This is a genomic window from Vibrio sp. 10N.261.46.A3 (genome assembly GCF_041472995.1).
Taxonomy (GTDB): Bacteria; Pseudomonadota; Gammaproteobacteria; order Enterobacterales; family Vibrionaceae; genus Vibrio; species Vibrio coralliirubri.
On the sequence record NZ_JBFRRH010000008.1, the window covers coordinates 18,418 to 36,052 of the forward strand.

Annotated in this window: 20 protein-coding genes; 13 read left to right on the forward strand and 7 right to left on the reverse strand. The window is 45.4% G+C overall.

What is annotated here, in order from left to right; genetic code table 11:
* Window positions 1-30: 30 nt before the first annotated feature.
* Together AB4484_RS02675 and AB4484_RS02680 are read right to left on the reverse strand one after the other, a co-directional pair.
* Window positions 31-627 carry a tRNA-uridine aminocarboxypropyltransferase gene (locus AB4484_RS02675; RefSeq protein WP_372076287.1) on the reverse strand — a complete coding sequence of 199 codons (597 nt, stop codon included), beginning with the start codon at window positions 625-627 and terminating at the stop codon, window positions 31-33.
* A gap of 2 nt (window positions 628-629) precedes the next feature.
* A complete protein-coding gene (locus AB4484_RS02680; RefSeq protein WP_372076289.1) occupies window positions 630-2,174 on the reverse strand; it encodes a COG3650 family protein in 1,545 nt (514 codons plus the stop codon).
* Window positions 2,175-2,213: 39 nt separating this feature from the next.
* Here AB4484_RS02680 and AB4484_RS02685 point away from each other — a divergent pair, with 39 nt between their 5' ends.
* Entirely contained in the window at window positions 2,214-2,681 is a 468-nt protein-coding gene (locus AB4484_RS02685; RefSeq protein ID WP_017633148.1) for an EVE domain-containing protein, read from the forward strand.
* Window positions 2,682-2,768: 87 nt separating this feature from the next.
* On the opposite strand, the gene AB4484_RS02690 is transcribed toward AB4484_RS02685, so the two are convergent.
* Entirely contained in the window at window positions 2,769-3,596 is an 828-nt protein-coding gene (locus tag AB4484_RS02690) for a Cof-type HAD-IIB family hydrolase (RefSeq protein WP_050649843.1), read from the reverse strand.
* A 182-nt stretch (window positions 3,597-3,778) separates the two neighbouring features.
* A complete protein-coding gene (locus tag AB4484_RS02695) occupies window positions 3,779-4,759 on the reverse strand; it encodes an alpha/beta fold hydrolase (protein ID WP_050649842.1) in 981 nt (326 codons plus the stop codon).
* A gap of 81 nt (window positions 4,760-4,840) precedes the next feature.
* Here AB4484_RS02695 and rhtB point away from each other — a divergent pair, with 81 nt between their 5' ends.
* From rhtB to AB4484_RS02730, 7 genes are all read left to right on the forward strand, one after another.
* A complete protein-coding gene (gene rhtB, locus AB4484_RS02700) occupies window positions 4,841-5,458 on the forward strand; it encodes a homoserine/homoserine lactone efflux protein (protein WP_048610767.1) in 618 nt (205 codons plus the stop codon).
* 45 nt (window positions 5,459-5,503) lie between these two features.
* Window positions 5,504-6,724 (forward strand): EAL and HDOD domain-containing protein, encoded by a 1,221-nt coding sequence (locus tag AB4484_RS02705; RefSeq protein WP_050622211.1) that lies wholly within the window; start codon window positions 5,504-5,506, stop codon window positions 6,722-6,724.
* Window positions 6,725-6,825: 101 nt separating this feature from the next.
* Entirely contained in the window at window positions 6,826-7,167 is a 342-nt protein-coding gene (locus AB4484_RS02710; RefSeq protein WP_004736602.1) for a metalloregulator ArsR/SmtB family transcription factor, read from the forward strand.
* Between the two features lie 173 nt (window positions 7,168-7,340).
* Entirely contained in the window at window positions 7,341-8,342 is a 1,002-nt protein-coding gene (locus AB4484_RS02715) for an ArsJ-associated glyceraldehyde-3-phosphate dehydrogenase (protein WP_017061027.1), read from the forward strand.
* Window positions 8,343-8,363: 21 nt separating this feature from the next.
* Window positions 8,364-8,861: a cyclin-dependent kinase inhibitor 3 family protein gene (locus AB4484_RS02720; RefSeq protein WP_136974440.1), complete on the forward strand. Its 498-nt coding sequence runs from the start codon at window positions 8,364-8,366 to the stop codon at window positions 8,859-8,861.
* A gap of 96 nt (window positions 8,862-8,957) precedes the next feature.
* Window positions 8,958-10,178 carry an organoarsenical effux MFS transporter ArsJ gene (gene arsJ, locus AB4484_RS02725; protein ID WP_372076292.1) on the forward strand — a complete coding sequence of 407 codons (1,221 nt, stop codon included), beginning with the start codon at window positions 8,958-8,960 and terminating at the stop codon, window positions 10,176-10,178.
* A 160-nt stretch (window positions 10,179-10,338) separates the two neighbouring features.
* Window positions 10,339-11,352 (forward strand): acyltransferase, encoded by a 1,014-nt coding sequence (locus tag AB4484_RS02730; RefSeq protein ID WP_017061031.1) that lies wholly within the window; start codon window positions 10,339-10,341, stop codon window positions 11,350-11,352.
* Between the two features lie 60 nt (window positions 11,353-11,412).
* On the opposite strand, the gene AB4484_RS02735 is transcribed toward AB4484_RS02730, so the two are convergent.
* A complete protein-coding gene (locus AB4484_RS02735) occupies window positions 11,413-11,742 on the reverse strand; it encodes a DUF2500 domain-containing protein (RefSeq protein WP_017061032.1) in 330 nt (109 codons plus the stop codon).
* A 244-nt stretch (window positions 11,743-11,986) separates the two neighbouring features.
* Between AB4484_RS02735 and AB4484_RS02740 the strand changes: the two genes are divergently transcribed.
* From AB4484_RS02740 to AB4484_RS02755, 4 genes are all read left to right on the forward strand, one after another.
* Window positions 11,987-12,361, forward strand: coding sequence for a hypothetical protein (locus AB4484_RS02740; RefSeq protein WP_004736595.1), 375 nt, complete (start codon window positions 11,987-11,989; stop codon window positions 12,359-12,361).
* A gap of 927 nt (window positions 12,362-13,288) precedes the next feature.
* A complete protein-coding gene (locus AB4484_RS02745) occupies window positions 13,289-13,909 on the forward strand; it encodes a lysoplasmalogenase (protein ID WP_372076294.1) in 621 nt (206 codons plus the stop codon).
* A 90-nt stretch (window positions 13,910-13,999) separates the two neighbouring features.
* The gene (locus tag AB4484_RS02750; RefSeq protein WP_372076295.1) at window positions 14,000-14,236 is read left to right on the forward strand and encodes a YecH family metal-binding protein; all 237 of its coding nucleotides are present in this window, start codon (window positions 14,000-14,002) and stop codon (window positions 14,234-14,236) included.
* 231 nt (window positions 14,237-14,467) lie between these two features.
* Window positions 14,468-15,052, forward strand: a complete 585-nt coding sequence (locus AB4484_RS02755) for a YhgN family NAAT transporter (protein ID WP_017063768.1) — start codon at window positions 14,468-14,470, stop codon at window positions 15,050-15,052.
* A gap of 117 nt (window positions 15,053-15,169) precedes the next feature.
* On the opposite strand, the gene AB4484_RS02760 is transcribed toward AB4484_RS02755, so the two are convergent.
* Window positions 15,170-15,436 carry a DUF1145 domain-containing protein gene (locus AB4484_RS02760; protein WP_016784000.1) on the reverse strand — a complete coding sequence of 89 codons (267 nt, stop codon included), beginning with the start codon at window positions 15,434-15,436 and terminating at the stop codon, window positions 15,170-15,172.
* Between the two features lie 10 nt (window positions 15,437-15,446).
* Window positions 15,447-16,049, reverse strand: a complete 603-nt coding sequence (gene rsmD / locus AB4484_RS02765) for a 16S rRNA (guanine(966)-N(2))-methyltransferase RsmD (protein ID WP_017061036.1) — start codon at window positions 16,047-16,049, stop codon at window positions 15,447-15,449.
* A 230-nt stretch (window positions 16,050-16,279) separates the two neighbouring features.
* On the opposite strand from rsmD, the gene ftsY reads away from it, so the two are divergent.
* On the forward strand, window positions 16,280-17,557 hold the full coding sequence (gene ftsY / locus AB4484_RS02770) for a signal recognition particle-docking protein FtsY (protein ID WP_372076297.1): 1,278 nt from the start codon (window positions 16,280-16,282) through the stop codon (window positions 17,555-17,557).
* Window positions 17,558-17,635: the final 78 nt, after the last annotated feature.

Consider the following 17,635-nt stretch of genomic DNA (forward strand, 5'->3'; position numbering starts at 1 on the left):
GTTTATTGCCTTCCCGTACACCTGCTAGGTCTATTGGAGGGCGTGGCCACACTTGTCGGCGTGGAACACTTTTAGATACTGTTGGTAGTAGTCATCAATGAGCTTGGCTGGCTCGCTGTCACCTAAAGATTTGAGTAACTCAATCCCAACTTCACAAGTACACAAGTGGCCGCTGTCTTGATTGCGGCGCAAGGTGTATGAAGATTCGCTGGTAATGTCGAGGTGAACTTGTGGTACAGCTTGTAACCACGAGCTCTTGTTAAGCATCTTCTTCGCTTCTTGCCATGTGCCATCCAAGATGATGAATAGCGGCTTACGACTCTGGGTTTGGGTCATCACGGCTTGCTGGCACTCGATACTTTGATCACTAGGGAATAGCAGAAACGGTTGTCGTGTTTCATCGTCAAGCAGCGCCATTAGCTCCGCTGGTGGTGTTTTCCTTTGCCATACAATGGACTGACACTGCTCAAGGGATTGCTGAAGAAGCTTTCCGGTATTGGTATCGCGCGACAGTTCATTCTCATGAGTGAGCAGTACAAGATCGATTTCGCTTTCGACACTAGGTATCAGGTGACAAATACATTGGTAAGTGAAGCCACAACCAGGGCAAGCTTGTTGGTTACTCATGTTTACAGCTTCACTCCACTTTGTGCGGGTGAGATACCATCAGCAAACAAAACCACGTCGCTGATATCAGCATCATCTGCAACTGGAGCGACACTTGGGTTTAGCGGGTAGCTGACACCAGAGTATGACAGTGTATGTTTCGCCGGCGTTGCACCGCCGCCACTGACGTTGAATATCAGATCCTGCCAGCCATGGTTTTGCGATTTACCTAAGCGTATGTCGCCCTTAACCAGTGTCACTCGGCTATTGAAGCGCCAGTTATCTTGATGGTTTTCGAAAATTAGCAGTGTACAGCCACCAGAACCACACCAATCGAGTTGAGCGAACAGCTCTTCTTTACCGTCGCCGTTGAGGTCGTAGGTTAACCAGCGGTATTTAGTGTCGTCAGGTGAGCTGTTGTTGATCTTAAAGTATTCGCGGATCGCTTGGTCGACTTTTGGATCAAGTTGATCACTGGAGTTCACCTGCTTTGCGGTTAGATCAACGTTAGCGGTGGTGTTTGCTTGCGCTTGCGCACTCTTAGCTTCGAATAGCACCAGACCGCCATTGGCAATCGGATACACCACGTTGCCCACTTTCTCTTTTTCAGCGATTAGCTTGCCATTATCGAGTGTGAAGATGCGCTCGGAGATCAAATACTGTTGCTGGTGGCGAGTCATAACCACTTGTACCTGATTTTGGTTCAGTTGCTGCCAGAAGCCTTGTTCAACAATAGAAGGGTCTCCATTGCTGTATGAATAAGTCGTGATAGCACTGTGGTCATTGTTGAGTTCAAGGTTGATAGAGAACCCTGAGTTTTGCGTTGAGCTAGCGAAGTAGAGTCCGCTCCAATCCAGTGTTGGATCTTGGTTAGAGACCGTCGCACAACCATTATTGTCATTTTCATTGAGGTTAAGCTTGGCATGCCATCCATAGATAGAGTCGCTCATGCCGTCGCTACAGCTCTCTTTCGTAAGGTTGAGTTTGCCTTGTGCTGCTTTACCTTCTAATTGGTAATCACGGCTGCTTGATGTGGTGCGGCTTGATTCAATATCGAGGGTTTGTGGCTGTTCGCCCATCTTAGTGTATTTCAGCTGGTCTTTATCGAAGGTTGCTGACCAGAAGGGTTCATTACCAAATACTCGTGTTGAACGCAGTGGTTGGTCGCAGCGCTCTGGGTTCTCTGCGGTTAGGATGTTCACTTGGTCAACCACGAAACGCGCTGTGAAGTCTGCGTTATACCCCGTTTGGCTCGGCACGGTTAGGTGACCAATCAGCTCGCCATATAAGGCTTGGTAAGGTCTCGTTGAGAGCCCTTGTGCTTCTAGCGCTAACTCTGGAGATAGGTCTAACCAGTATTGTTGTTGGCTGCCGCAAGGAGTGAAGGTTCGGCTTTCATGGCCAACCACTACCTGACCACGCATGATGAAGGTTTGTGGTTGAATGCTCAGTGGCTCATCCAAGGTTGCTGGGGGCAGTTCAGGTTGTTGCGGCGTATCAGGTGCCGTAACACAGCCTTGTAGAGCGAACGTGACTAGCCATGTCACTGGGTTTTTCATTACCTTCATGTTATATCTTCCTCGGAGCAACCGTTAATTGGATTTATTATGGCATATTGGTTATTTAAAACAGAACCCGACACCTTCTCTATTCAGACCCTGAGAGTACAAAAAACCTCTTGTTGGGAGGGTGTGCGCAACTATCAGGCTCGAAACATGATGCGTGATGACGTCAAGCTTGGAGATTTGGTGATGATATACCACTCATCATGCAAAAAAGTTGGCGTAGCGGGGATCGCTAAAGTAACCAGAGAAGCCTACCCAGACCACTTTCAGTTCGACCCAGAGAGTGATTACTACGATCCTAAGTCTTCACCCGATAACCCGCGCTGGATTATGGTGGATGTCGAGTTTGTGCGAGTGACTGAGCGCTTGATTCCTTTGGCTACGCTTAAAGCCATGCCTGAACTCTCCGAAATGCCATTGGTGAAACGCGGTAATCGCTTATCGATCATGCCGGTTACCGAACAAGAGTGGCAGGCAATCTTAAGCAAAGAAGTGTTAGGTTCTCGATAGCGTTAGAGAGAGCTTTTTACGTAAGGTTCAAAAAAGGCAGCCCGTTGGCTGCCTTTTTATTTATTCAGATCTCTTCAACGAGCGAGATTAGAGCAGATGCTTTTCTAGGTAGTGAGCAACGGCATCGTCTGCGTTACTGCCAATCACTTCATTGTCTGGTAGTGCTTTCATCACTTTTTCATGTGATGTGCCCATGACTAGACCTTTACCCGCCATAGCCAGCATTTCAGCGTCGTTCATACCATCACCAAACGCAACACAGTTATCCAGTGTCAGATTCAGGGATTTAGCAACAGCGTCTAGGGCGTGACCTTTAGAGACTTCAGCGGCCATCACTTCAAGACACCAAGGTGTAGAGAAGGCGATGTTCAGCTTGTCGCCAAAAGCATCTCTTAGCTTTTGTTCAAACGTGACGAGATATTCGTGGTCTTGTTCTGGATGTGTGAAGAAGACTTTCGCGATGCCTTCGCTTGGTGCATTTTCAGCTTCAAAGCGCTTGTAGCTAAAGCCAGATTCGCTGTGGAATTTAGCCAACATTTCATCTTCACGGTCTAGTAGCCAATCTTCATTCTGGTACATGTGAATAAAGAGGTTTGGATCTTGGCGCACAATATCAATAACCGGCTGAACGAGTTCCTGAGGCACGTTCTGGCTATACATCAGTTGATCGTTCTGGTCATGCACGCGTGCACCGTTTGAAGTGATCATGTACGCCGGAATGCCTGCGATCTGACGAATACCCGCTACATCGACGTGGTGACGACCCGTAGCGAAAATGAAGGTATAACCTTGGTCGTGTAATTTCTTAAGCGTTAGCTTGGTAAAGTCGCTTAGCTGATGGTTGGGAGCCAAAAGCGTACCATCTAAATCAGAAGCAACAACTTTCACGGAATCTTTTAGTGCAGGAATACTCATTTAACCCTCATTGCAAAATGCTTAACCAATATTGACGCTAGCCAGCGCTAGAATCGTTTTAACTACAATATCTTTAGGTAGAAATTGTATGCCAAATTCATGCAAGAAAAGAGGGCAAAGCTCACTTACTTCTCTTCCTCTTTAGCACTTATCTTTTTGGCAGTTTGCTTAGCGTATTAGCTCTAGGCGAAAAACTGATTGATCGCATCCAGTGTTTGATTGCGATATTCATCTTGCTCAAATAACACCTCATGTCTAGAACCTTCAACCAACTTAAACTGACAATCAGAGTTGGTTTTCTTCAGCTTAGAGATGAACTTTACTTGGGCACTGTTACTGACAATCTTTTCATCCCCAGCTTGAATCAATAGCAGAGGGATCTTGATTTGACGAGTTTGTTGAATTGCTTGCTTGGCGGCCATTAACCCTTGCCACACCCAACGCGTGCTTGGTCCACCCACCTGCAAAGATGGAGACTCGTCATATAAGCGACGGAACCAGTGATAGCGAACCTTACTGTGGCTCAGTAAGTTGTTTTCAAATGGCTTTGAATAGTACGCTTGCTGCCCTGGCGCGTAAGTCGGCTTGGCATAAAACGCGGTAAGCACTTGCCCAACGATCATCGCGATAGGTTTCAGATACCACTCGGTATTGATACCAAACATCGGAGCGCACAGAGTCACCTTATCAAATGGATGGTCTGGATGAGTTTGTAGGTAGCGAGTGGCTATGGTACTGCCCATTGAGTGTGCGAGCAGATAGCGATTGGAATACTTACTGAGATCGAAACTGGCAATGACGTCAGACATGTCAGATACATAATCATCAAACTCATGAATGTGACCAATGTCAGAGTCTGTTACCATACGTTCAGACTGGCCTTGACCTTGGTGGTCAAATGAATAAACGTCATAGCCTTGTTGATAGAAATCATAAAAGAGTTCTTGGTATTTTTGGCAGCACTCGATGCGGCCATTTGAAATAACAATCGCCTTGGTATGAGTCTCTGAAGTCAGGCTACACCAGTACAGCTTCTTTTTACCGGATGTTGTTACATACCCATCTTTTCGTTGTTGCCAAAGGGTGGGGATCGGGTGTTTAATCGCTTGCTCGAATTGAGATTCTTGCGTGTACGAAGTCGGGGCGCCGCTGTGGTTTTCCATGGGAAATTACCTGAACTGATGCGTGTGAGAGCTTTATTGCTACTAATGTTGTTAGATTAAAGAACTAGTAAGGAAATGCAAATGGATACTCATGTTTGGCTTGCTTATGTCGTTACGGCGATATTGTTTAGTTTGGCTCCGGGCTCAGGTACCGTTAACTCAATCAGCAATGGGCTAAGTTATGGCACCAAGAAGTCACTTGCGTCGATCGCGGGCTTACAACTCGGTCTTGCATTCCACATCATGCTGGTGGGCGCGGGCATTGGTGCATTGGTGGCTCAATCCGCGTTGGCATTCACCATCATCAAATGGGTGGGTGTGGTTTACCTTCTTTGGTTGGGTATTCAAAAGTGGCGTGACAACTCTAGCTTAGTGGCTTCACAAGAAAACTCGACGCTATCGAGTGGCAAGCTGCTTAGAAATGCGGTGCTGATTAACCTTACTAACCCAAAATCTATCGTGTTTTTGGTGGCTCTGTTCCCTCAATTTATCGATCCAACACAGCCGCAAGCACCGCAATTATTAGTGCTAGGTGTTACAACGGTATTCATTGATAGCGTTGTTATGTTGGGTTACACCTCATTAGCGTCACAAATGGGACGTTTTATTCGTTCAGATCGCATAATGGGTAAGATAAATAAAATCTTTGGTGGTATGTTCATGGGCTGCGGCGCATTGCTGGCTGCCGCCAAAGCCTAATCAAAGCAATAGAGTTATAGTTAAACCAATTAGAGTTATCAAGAAATGACCGCTACCTACGTTGCTCGACAACCTATCTTAAACCGTAAGAAGAACACGCTTGGTTATGAGCTGCTGTTTCGTGACGGAGAAAGGAATGCCTATCCAGCGCATATAGAGTCTAATCGAGCAACGTATCGTCTGATCGTTGAGAATTTCTTGTCGGTTGGGCTTAACCCGTCGATCCCATCTTCACGCTGCTTTATTAACTTCCCTTACCAAAGCTTGATTCGTCGGTTGCCTTTGAGCTTGCCGAAAGACAAGGTGGTGGTTGAGATCCTTGAAACTTGCCAACCGACCGACGAATTATTAGAAGCTGTTAAAGAGCTTTATCAAGCGGGGTACATGATTGCCCTAGATGATTTTACTTCGACGCCAGAATGGGAACGTTTCCTCAAATACACGCATATTGTTAAGCTCGATATCATGCAGATGGGCTTGGATGAGGCGTGTGATTTGGTCAAAGCTCATCAAGGGAAAAAGTTTAGTTTTCTTGCTGAACGAGTCGAAACCGAACAAGAATTCCAGCAAGCCAAAGAGGCGGGCTTTAAGTTCTTCCAAGGCTATTTCTTTAGCAAGCCGGAAATCATTAAGACTAAGTACATCAGCCCTGAGCAAGTGATTGCCATGGAGCTGTTCCAAGAAGTGTGTAAGCCCGATGTCGACTTTCAGCGTGTCGAGAGTATCGTCGCGAAAGATGTCGCCTTGTCTTATAAGCTACTGCGCTTTGTGAACACCATGTCGCCTCGTCTAGAAGTGACCATCTCTTCATTCCGTCAGGCCTTGGTGTACCTAGGGCAAGAAAAACTGAAAATGTTTGTCTCGCTGGCGGTGGCGTCTTACGTCTCGGATAAAAAACCGAAAGAGTTGTATGGCTTGTCTTTGCAGCGTGCACAGTTTTGCCAGCGTATGTCTCGTTATCAGGCATTTGAAGGACATACCGAGCAAGCCTTTATGATTGGTCTGTTCTCGTTGCTGGATGCATTGCTCGATCTATCGTTAGAGAATTTAGTAGAGCAACTGCCTTTGTGTAAAAGTATCAAGGTGGCTCTGCTTCGTAGAGAAGGGCCATATGGTACCTTGCTCGCACTTGAAGAGAGCTTTGAGCATGCCGATTGGCAACAGATTGATGAGCACTGCGCCGATTTAGGATTAAGCGTGGATCAGGTTAAAACGGAGCTTACTGAAGCGCGCCGTTGGAGCCATACCGTGACCAACAAGCTCTGATATTTCTTCGTTAAACTTTTATGACAATTGAAACGCACGCCTTGACGTGCGTTTTTTTATATCTAAGATATATGCATATCCATATATGAGTATGTTTTTTTATGCTTCCTCACCAATTTTTTAAATTACTGTCCGATGAAACGCGAGTGCGTTGCTTAATGTTGATAGTTCGCAATGAGTGCTTATCGGTTGGTGAGTTGACTCAGGCATTGCAAGAAAGTCAGCCAAAGGTTTCACGCCATCTTGCGCAGCTGCGTTCAAACGGTATTTTGACTGATGTTCGCCAGGGGCAGTGGGTGTTTTACCGCCTGTCACAAGATTTACCAGGTTGGATGCTAAAGTTAATTGACGACCTTATTGCATCGAACTGTTTGAAAACTGAATACCAGCAAGATATTGAGCGCTTAGAGTCGATGAACTCACGCCCAGTATGTTGCGTTTAAATACATTAAAACTTAATGCCGAAATAGTTGGAGTTGCAGCTAGGCGACAAGTGAACTTATCCCTATGAGCATAGTGGCTCTATGTGATTAGGGAGGCCGGCGATCCGGTAAGTGAACGTAGTCAACAACGCTGAGGCTTCAAATATGAAGGCAATTAACTGAGAGAACAGAAAATGACAGTCAAAGTAGGTATTAATGGTTTTGGTCGTATCGGCCGTCTAGCACTTCGCGCAGCATTCGATTGGGATGAGCTAGAATTTGTTCAAATTAACGATGTTGCTGGCGACACAACAACACTGGCCCACCTTCTAGAATTTGATTCAGTTCAAGGTCGCTTTCACCACGAAGTAACTGCAGAAGGCGATGAGATGATCATTAATGGCCAGCGCATCAAGACCACACAAGAGCGCGACATCGATGCGATCGACTGGTCTGGTTGTGATGTGGTTATCGAAGCGACAGGTGTTCACCGTAAGACCTCTTTCCTAAACAAATACCTAGAGCAGGGCGTGAAACGTGTTGTGGTATCGGCGCCAGTGAAAGAAGAAGGCATCGCAAACATCGTTGTTGGTGTGAATGACAATATCTTCGACCCTGCGGTACACAAAATCGTAACGGCAGCGTCTTGTACAACGAACTGTATCGCGCCAGTGGTTAAGGTGATCAACGAGAAGCTTGGTATCGAGAACGCAGCCTTCACCACTATTCACGATTTAACTAACACGCAAACTATTCTTGATGCGCCGCACAAAGACTTACGCCGCGCACGTGCATGTGGCATGAGTCTTATCCCAACAACGACGGGCAGCGCCAAAGCGATTGTTGAGATCTTCCCTGAGCTAGAAAACCGCATCAACGGCCACGCAGTTCGTGTACCGCTAGCGAACGCTTCTCTGACAGACATCATCTTCGAAGTGAAGCAAGACACCACGGCAGAAGAAGTTAACGCGATGCTGAAAGAAGCGTCTCAGAATGAACTAAAAGGCATTCTTGGCTTTGAAGAGCGTCCACTGGTTTCTATCGATTACAAAGGCGACCAACGCTCAACAATCGTGGATGCACTATCAACGATGTTGGTCGGTAAGCGCATGGTTAAGATCTACGCTTGGTACGACAATGAGATGGGTTACGCAACACGTACCGCTGAGCTTGTTCGTACCGTTGGCCTTGCTTAATAAGAATCTGGAGAAGATATAATGATACATCCAACATGGCAACTAGACCTAGACCTAGAGCAAGGTGCGCTAGTGCTTACTCCGTGCCCAGGCACAAAAGAAGCAACGCTTGATGCATCACTGGCTCAGCTAAAAGAGCAAGGCGTTGAAGCTATCGTGACAGCACTTGATGACCATGAGCTTGCAAGCAAAGACGTGGCGGCACTTGGTGAAAAAACACGTGCGTTAGGTATGCAATGGTTCCAGATCGAAATTGAAGACGACTGTGCACCGGGTGCTGGTTTTGCTGCGAAGTGGCAAGCAGCTAGCCCTGAGCTACATAACATCGTCGATAACGGCGGCAAGGTTGCAATGCATTGTATGGGCGGCTCTGGTCGCACTGGTTTGTTCGCAGCTCACCTACTGTTAGAAAAAGGCTGGGATTTGAGCAAGGTAGTTCAAGAGGTGCAGGCACTGCGTCCAGGTGCCTTCACTAAACCTATCCAGGTTGAATACATTAATGGCGTAGCGAATAGCTAATAGTCATCAGTGTTAGACAGGGAGCTTTTGGTATCTGGAGTGTTGAACTTATCATGATCCAAAAGCTCTTTTTGTTTAGATTGCAGAGATAGCGTTATGTTTTCAAATCTAAGTAAGAGCGTTCGCCAATACATGTTGGTGACTTTTAACTACTGGAACTTCACCATTACTGATGGTGCACTTCGCATGTTGGTGGTTCTTTATTTTTACGACCTTGGCTACAGTTCGTTAGAAATCGCCTCACTGTTCCTTTTCTATGAATTCTTTGGTGTGGTGACTAACCTAATCGGTGGCTGGTTAGGGGCGCGTCTTGGCCTCAATAAGACCATGAACATTGGGTTAGGCATGCAAGTCGTCGCCTTGGGTATGCTCGCGGTGCCAACGGCAATGCTGACCATTCCTTGGGTCATGGCGGCGCAAGCTTTGTCTGGTATCGCTAAAGACCTCAATAAGATGAGTGCCAAGAGCTCAATTAAGACTCTGGTTCCTGATGAACAACAAGGCGCGCTTTATAAGTGGATTGCGATTCTGACCGGATCTAAGAATGCGCTTAAAGGGGCAGGCTTCTTTATTGGTGGTTTACTGCTTTCAACGATTGGCTTCCAATACGCCGTGCTCGCGATGGCAGCCGTGTTGGCATTGGTCTTCGTTGGCAGTGTGTTGAGCTTAGAAGCGGACATGGGCAAAGCGAAAACCAAGCCTAAGTTCAAACAGATCTTCTCTAAGTCTGAATCCATCAACATCCTATCCGCAGCACGTATGTTCCTGTTTGGCGCTCGTGATGTGTGGTTTGTGATTGCTTTGCCGATTTACCTAGGCAGTGTGTTTGGTTGGGATCACTCATGGGTTGGCGGTTTCTTAGCTGCTTGGACTATCGCTTATGGCTTTGTACAGGGCATAGCGCCGAAGATTACTGGTAAAGCTCAAGGTAAGGTGCCAGATGGCCATGCCGCGCTGTTATGGGCTGGTACGTTGGCTATCGTGACCGCTGCTATTGCTTATGCAGTACAGATTGGTTGGCAACCAGAGCTCGTTATCGTGGGTGGTTTGATGGTATTTGGTGCCATCTTTGCGGTGAACTCATCACTTCACTCATATTTGATTGTGAGTTATGCGAAAGGTGATGGCGTTTCTCTTGATGTCGGTTTCTACTACATGGCAAACGCGATGGGCCGTTTGATTGGCACGATATTATCGGGCTTGGTATTCCAAATGGCAGGTTTGTCTGCGTGTCTGTGGGTTTCCTTCGCGTTCTTAGCGATAACGACGGTGATCTCTCTGCGTTTACCGAAAGTGCCGCAAATCTCAGCGGCATAAGCTTCAGCCGCATGATTGAGAGCCAAAGTCGCATAAGCTAGCGTCGTATGAGCTAAATTCGCGATAAGCATCTCCTTTAACACTAAGCTGACTTGGTATTTATTCCGGTCAGCTTTTTTATTGCTATAGTAGAATGATTGAATATTAATCAGGCATTTACATGAAGCAGCGAATTCTCTTTTTTGATTTAGCACGATGTGTCGCGGCCGTAGCGGTTATCGCGATTCATGTTTTGGCGCCTTATCGCAATGAATTGGGCACTATTCCTTTCGGTGAATGGCTTACTGCCATTACGGTAAACGGTTTCAGCCGCTGGGCAGTACCTGTGTTCATCTTGATTACGGGCGCACTGATGCTAAGTGATCAGCGCCCGTTTGACGCCAAATACTACCTCAAGCGTCGTCTGGGCAAGGTACTGATACCTTTCATTGTCTGGTCGCTTTTCTATACCTATCTGTCGGGCTGGTCGGCAATGGGTTTTGATGCCGACGTCAGTTGGGATGTGTTGCTGAATAGCTACCATCATTACACCTATTACCACCTTGGTTTCTTCTATTACTTCATCCCGCTCTACTTTGTGATTCCGTTCTTGCAGATCATGGTTAGAAAGTACGGTGATAGATCGGTCTATGCCTTTACAGCGGTATGGTTGTTCACAACGTTATTGTTCTTACTGAAAATCGATGGCCCTTGGAGCCACGAATTGTGGTTGTACACCGGTTACTTACCATTGGGTTACTTGCTGTATAAGATTGTGCCACTTAACAAGATGACAGTTGGCGTGAGTGTTTTACTGGGTGGGCTAGCGTTACTAACCACGGTTTACATGGTTGTTGATGCAAGCTTGGTGGCAGAAGAGTACACGGTAGGGCGCTGGTTATCTTACAAAACGTTGAATACCGTATTAGCCGCGAGCATGGTGTTCATGGTATGCCGTTACTATGGTGAAGGCCTTTCTGAGAAGAGTAACCAAGTGGTTGGCTTTATCAGTAAGCACAGCTTAGGTATTTACCTGCTGCACCCGATTTTCTTGTGGCCGATGAAAGAGTTTGGTTGGTATCAAGGACATCCGGCATGGGTTATTCCATTATGGATTGTGATCAGCGGAGCTGGCGCGTTATGGATGAGCTGGTTGGTGTCTAAGTCAGAGAAAACACGTTGGTTATTGCCTTAGCGGTGAGTACTAAGGCTTTCTGATGGATTGCTTAGGGACGAGAGTTGAAGCGGCTGACGTTTAGCGCTTCAACGCAAAGTGTAAGAACTTATCGCCTTGGTAGGTTAAGGTTCCTTTGTCGCCAGGGTTAAGGGCGTGGAAATAGTGGATGCCGACTTGGAATTCTCGCTTCGGACCAACCACACCACGTTGAACGTAAATCCAGTACTCTTGATCTTCTTGGCCCGGTTCTGCGTCAGGAAGGTCGATGGATTGTTTGTCTAACACCGTGACATTCACTTTCTTCTCTGGCGCATTTTCACCTTGCGAGTGTTTTCGATAGAAACCAATAAATACCCAAGCCGCTAGAGCAGCGAGAGCAAAGATGGCAAAAAAGAGTGAATTAGGCATATAACCTCCATGTAGTCGTGATGGTTATTCTAGTCTTTCAGGCAATAGGGATATGTGTTTAAAGCCGTTATTCGTGAACTGTTGTAAGCCAAGCTGATTATTTTTCGGCAGACATCACATTTAATGGCCAGTTTGGGATAAGGCATTGTTATTTATTGTCTCTTTCTCTCGTAAATAACAGTGATTTTGTATAAGAATAGGGAAATGCTCGACTAGAATTATAGTGTGGAGTGGGAGGGCCAAGATGACCGATATTGAAAAAGTGGTGACAAGAACTCGCAATATAGAGAAATTATTGAGGCTTCAATATCATGCCGAAGGCGAAGGATTGCATGAGCTTGTAACAAGCTGTGAAGAAAGGCTACCGCACGATATGGTGAGCAAGCTGCGCTATATCGCAACGTGTCGTAATAAGGTAGTCAATGAACATGAGGCTAAGTTGGAAGATCAACATAAGTTCATCATGATGTGTAACGACTGTGAGAAGGAGCTGACTCCACGTAGTGGTCGTTTTATCTGGCGAGTTGCGATCTTACTGATGATGGCAATGACTTTAGCTGCCGCAGGTTTCTATTATGCGAACTGGGATGTGCTAACACTGCATCTGTTTTCGAAGTGAAAAAATTGAACAAAAAAAGGGACGCTCATGGCGTCCCTTTTTTTATCTGTAACTTGCTTAGTACATCATCGGTAGTGTCATTAGACCTACAACTACCGCGATCATTACAAGTCCTTGTCTTTGCGAAGATGAAATCATAACACTACTCCTAAATTTGGTTGTCTCTCGCTATGTTTTAAAGAATAGCACTACTTATGGCTTTAGATCAAGAATTACTTTCGAAAGCTTTAAAAGTAGTAGAAAACTATGAGTTTTTGGCTTGTTTGGCAGTGTTTAACTGTGTTTTATGGTGTGTTCTTAATTTGTTCGTTGTGATTTATGTTTGTTCTAATTTAATTTAACTTGTTGTTTTGCAATGGTTGTTTTGTGTAATTTATATTGTTAAAGGTTGTTAAACTGTATTAATAGGGGTTGGTGGTGGCTAGGTTGGTTTTGGTTGGTTTTTTAAGTTTTCGGCTTGGTTTTTGTGGCGATTTTTACCGGAGGCTTGAAATAACCTGACAAAACTGGGCGTTAAAAAAGAAAACTGGCTACTTTATAAGTCTAGGCTTGGTTGGCGTTTTTATTTCCCTATTAATCTTGAGTTTGTTTGTTTAAGTTATTGTTATAATTTGCTTTAAATGTGGTTGTTTTAATTTTTTAAGTGTGGTATTTGCTGGGATTAGGCCAGTTTTGGTGGGTCCGATAGGTTAGAATTGGCCAAAATTCAAGTATGGCGACTCTAATGCCAGTTTGAATGGGTTTTATGATGATTCGTTCTAGTTTTAAACGAATGGCCATTGTCATGGTGGTAATTGTTACGACTTCAATCTAAAGAGACTCTTTTTAGTGGAAGCGTAATCAAGATCCAATTTTGAGGGGCTGAGGCTTTACATCAACACTCGTGTGCCTAGACTGGCGACGATTTAAAGCAATAGGGCAAATGGTATGTGGAGTTGGTTGGCGGTTTCCTTGTCTGGTATCGGAGCAATAGCAGGAACGAAACATGGACATATCGGTCAGGTCTTATCGTATAAGGTTTTTACCTATGTATTATTAGCGACCATTGCTTTAACTCAATCTGTCGTTGCTGATTTTACCTATTGGGTCGTTGCTGGGTTGGCGGTCTCTGCGATCGCAGATGTCCTGCATACTGTTACTCAAAAACGTCCTCTGCATTTTGTTTGCTTCTTGCTGGCTCAGCTCTGTTACAGCAAAGCATTTTGGTTACAGCTATCAGGAGAAATGGTTTGGTGGTTGTTCGCGCTGCTGTTGGCGGCTTGTGTCGTTGCTTTCTTCTTACTTCTGCCTCGCTTAGACAAACTCGTCTTTCCTGTAGTTATCATGGGTATCGTGCTTATTCAGCTTGCATGGGCTTCTGGTGAGCTCTGGTTGCTTGATCCTCAACTGTCGCATGCGGTCGGTTTTGCCGGTTGTGCCGTGTTGCTGCTTTCAGCATTGGCGTACGCGCTAAATTTCTATCGTAGCCCAATTAAGGGTGCCTACTTTTGGGTGACGGGCAGCTACTTTCTGGCGCACGCTCTCATTGTTGCTTCCCTTACCATTTAGAGTAGAGCTCGCTTAACTCTGAGCTACATCAAGGCAGCTCAGATGAAAGTAGGTACTCTACGTCTACTTCATTAAACATGAGATAGAGTTATGACTACCGAAATTCATGCACACAACGTTTTAAACCTACTGAGTGAAAAGCCACTGACTCGTGAAGAGTTGACGCAAGAACTCGCTCAAACTTATGGCGCAGAAGCGCGTTTTCATACGTGTAAGCTGAACGGTCTGGATTTAGATGGATTGCTGAAGTTTTTCCTGAAGATGGGAAAGGTCGTGGTTATTGATGACAAGCTTTGCACTAATCGCGAACGTGTGTGTAACCACTGATTCCCAGTGGCTTGGTTTTTAGAGCCTTTTGGCTTTTATAGATAAGAAGAGTGGATGCGACGTTTCGGCTTCACTCTTTAAATCCTCTTTTTACTTTTCTCCTTTCTACCTTTCTATTTGCTTTCGCAAAATTCCCTTCTAATTACATAAGTTAATCCTTTTATTACTGCGTTCGAAAATCAATGTTGAGGCTGCTATACTCCGCGCACTTACGCTTTTCGAGACAAACTTATGGAAATTTTATCTGCAGCAACCATGCTGTTTCTTATTATGGACCCGCTTGGCAATCTACCAATCGTGCTCTCTATCCTTAAGCATATTGATCCGAAGCGTCGCCGTATTGTTCTTGTTCGTGAACTGATGTTTGCGCTGGTTATCCTGCTGTTGTTCTTGTTTGCTGGTCAAAGCATCATGAACTTCCTGCATGTGCAGCCTGAAACCTTGAGTATCTCAGGCGGTATTATTCTGTTCATCATCGCGATTAAGATGATTTTCCCAAGTGCGGGCAGTATTACCGGCCTTGCGGCGGGTGAAGAACCGTTTATCGTGCCGATGGCGATCCCAATGATTGCAGGCCCTTCAGTGATTGCGGCATTGATTCTGTTGTCGACACAGCACCCTGACAATATGTTAGAGCTTTCAGGTGCAGTGATGCTGGCTTGGGGTGCTACCTTCTTTATTCTGATGTTTAATGGTTTCTTCCTGCGAGTGCTGGGTGAGAGAGGCCTTAAAGCCATCGAACGCTTGATGGGCTTGTTGTTGGTTATGCTGTCGACGCAAATGTTCCTCGATGGTGTGAAAGGCTACATGGGCTAACATCAATATCATTGCTGAATAAAAAAACGCCGCTCAAATGAGCGGCGTTTTTGTCTCTACTGTTTCTGTCATGATGTTTTCTGTAGCTAAGCGTTTTATATCTGGGCTTAAGCTCGATTACATCATGTGTTTGCGTCGGATATCGAGTAAGGCGAAGACACCGAAAATCAATATTGACCACTTCTCCCAACGTGACATCTCGATCTTGTCGCCGAAAGCACCGATGAAAATCAGCATCTGCAGGCCGTGCATGAAGAACAAGAATGCTGTCATGATATAAAGCGCAATCGCAGCATTACCCGGGAACGGGTAGAAAATATTTACGATCAAGATAAACCAAACAAAGGCGATGGCTGCTTTTGCTAGTGGAAGCAAGAACTTCATTCAATAACTCCTATTCTTCAGTAATTCGATTGAACAGTCGGTAGCTTGACTGTCCGGTGGTCTTATCGCGATGCAATTCCCAGTTCTCTGGCATAGCTTCGAGTTTCAGTTCTTTCTCTGTCTCGACGTAAATGATGGCATTGTCTGCAAGCCAACCGTTACTCTCAAGCAGTTGTACTGTTTCTGCCAGTAAGCCTTTGCGAAATGGTGGATCAAGGAAAACCATATCGTAAGGAGTGCCTGGTTTCTTAAGGAAAGAGATAGCATCAGTATTCACGACATTGATGTTGTCTGCCTTGAGCTCTTTCGCGTTATCAGAAAGCTGTTTAGCCGCCTTTTGATTCATTTCGAGCAGTGTCACCATTTTTGCTTGGCGAGAAGCTGCTTCAAAACCTAGACCGCCAGAGCCGGCAAATACATCCAAGCAAGTTGAATGTGGGATATCTTGAGCCACCCAGTTAAAGAGTGTTTCTTTTACTCGGTCAATGGTTGGGCGTAATCCTTCTAAATCATGAACAGGCAGCTTTCTACCTCTCCATGAGCCACTAATAATTCGAACAAAGCCTCCGGATGGCTTTTTTTGTGATGTGTTTTGCTGGCGACGTCTTACCATAGATTTTTTGACCGCTAATAAAGTGATACTATACCGAGCCCAATTTAAGTGGGTTCGTGTATTAAATAAATTTGCAATGACAAAGTGTATCAAGCTAAAAGCAAACTTATCACTGCTTTGTCATTTTTCTTTACTATTCGTTTGTACAAGCTTGTATTGTATAACAATAGCAAAGAGTCGACGTGTATTAAGTCAATACAGCTAATTAGTAGATCTAGGAAACTCCTCTGATGACGGAAAAAAAGAAGCGCGGATTATTATCGTGGCTTGGTTTTGGTGAAGAAGAACAAAGCCCAAAAACTCAGAATGAAGCGAACGTAGAAAGCGTTGAAGATCAAACTGAAGTTGAATCACAAGTTGAGGCTGAACAGGTCGCGCCTGAAGCTGAACAAGTTAAGCCAACTGAATCTAAGCCAGTTGAACCTGAGCAAGCGCTTGAAGAGACTCAACAAGAGCAGCAACCTGTCGCAGCAGAAGCAGAAGCAGAAGCAGAAGCAGAAGCAGAAGCAGAAGCAGAAGCAGAAGCAGAACAGGAAGAAGTGGTTGCTCCTCAAGCTAAGGTTGAAGAAGTTCAAGAGAAGCCGACAGAAAGCTTCTTTGCTCGCCTTAAGCGCAGCCTAAGCCGCACTAAAGCAAACATCGGTGCGGGTTTCTTTGGCCTGTTCAAAGGCAAGCAAATCGATGAAGATCTGTTTGAAGAGCTAGAAGAGCAACTTCTGATCGCTGACGTGGGTATGAATACCACGGTTAAGATCATTGAAAACCTGACAGAAAAAGCATCTCGCAATGACCTAAAAGATGGTGAAGCGCTTTATGGTCTGCTCAAAGAAGAGATGGCAGACATCTTAAGCCAAGTGGAACAGCCACTGGTTGTTGATACCACTAAAACACCTTACGTTATCTTAATGGTGGGTGTGAACGGTGTAGGTAAGACAACTACGATCGGTAAGCTGGCGAAACAATTCCAAAATGAAGGCAAGAAAGTGATGCTAGCAGCGGGTGATACCTTCCGTGCAGCAGCCGTTGAACAGCTTCAGGTTTGGGGTCAGCGTAACGATGTGCCGGTTATCGCTCAACACACTGGTGCGGACAGTGCGTCTGTTATCTACGATGCGATTGAAGCAGCGAAAGCGCGTGGTGTTGATGTTGTGATTGCTGATACAGCCGGTCGTTTGCAGAACAAGAGCAACCTGATGGAAGAGCTACGCAAGATCGTTCGTGTAATGAAGAAGATTGATGACTCTGCACCACACGAAATCATGCTAACGCTCGATGCAGGTACAGGTCAGAATGCTATCAGCCAAGCGAAGCTGTTCAGTGAAGTGGCTCCAGTTACGGGTATTACACTGACTAAGCTAGATGGTACGGCGAAAGGTGGCGTAATTTTCTCAATTGCTGACCAGTTCCAGATTCCAATCCGCTACATTGGTGTTGGTGAAGGTATTGATGACCTGCGTCCATTTGAATCTAAAGACTTCATTGAAGCACTATTTAGCCGCGAAGAGTAACGCGAGTAGCAAAGTGGTTTATCCTTAATCTGCTACCGTTTTTAAATTTGATATTAGTGATCGTAAGAGGAATTTTCG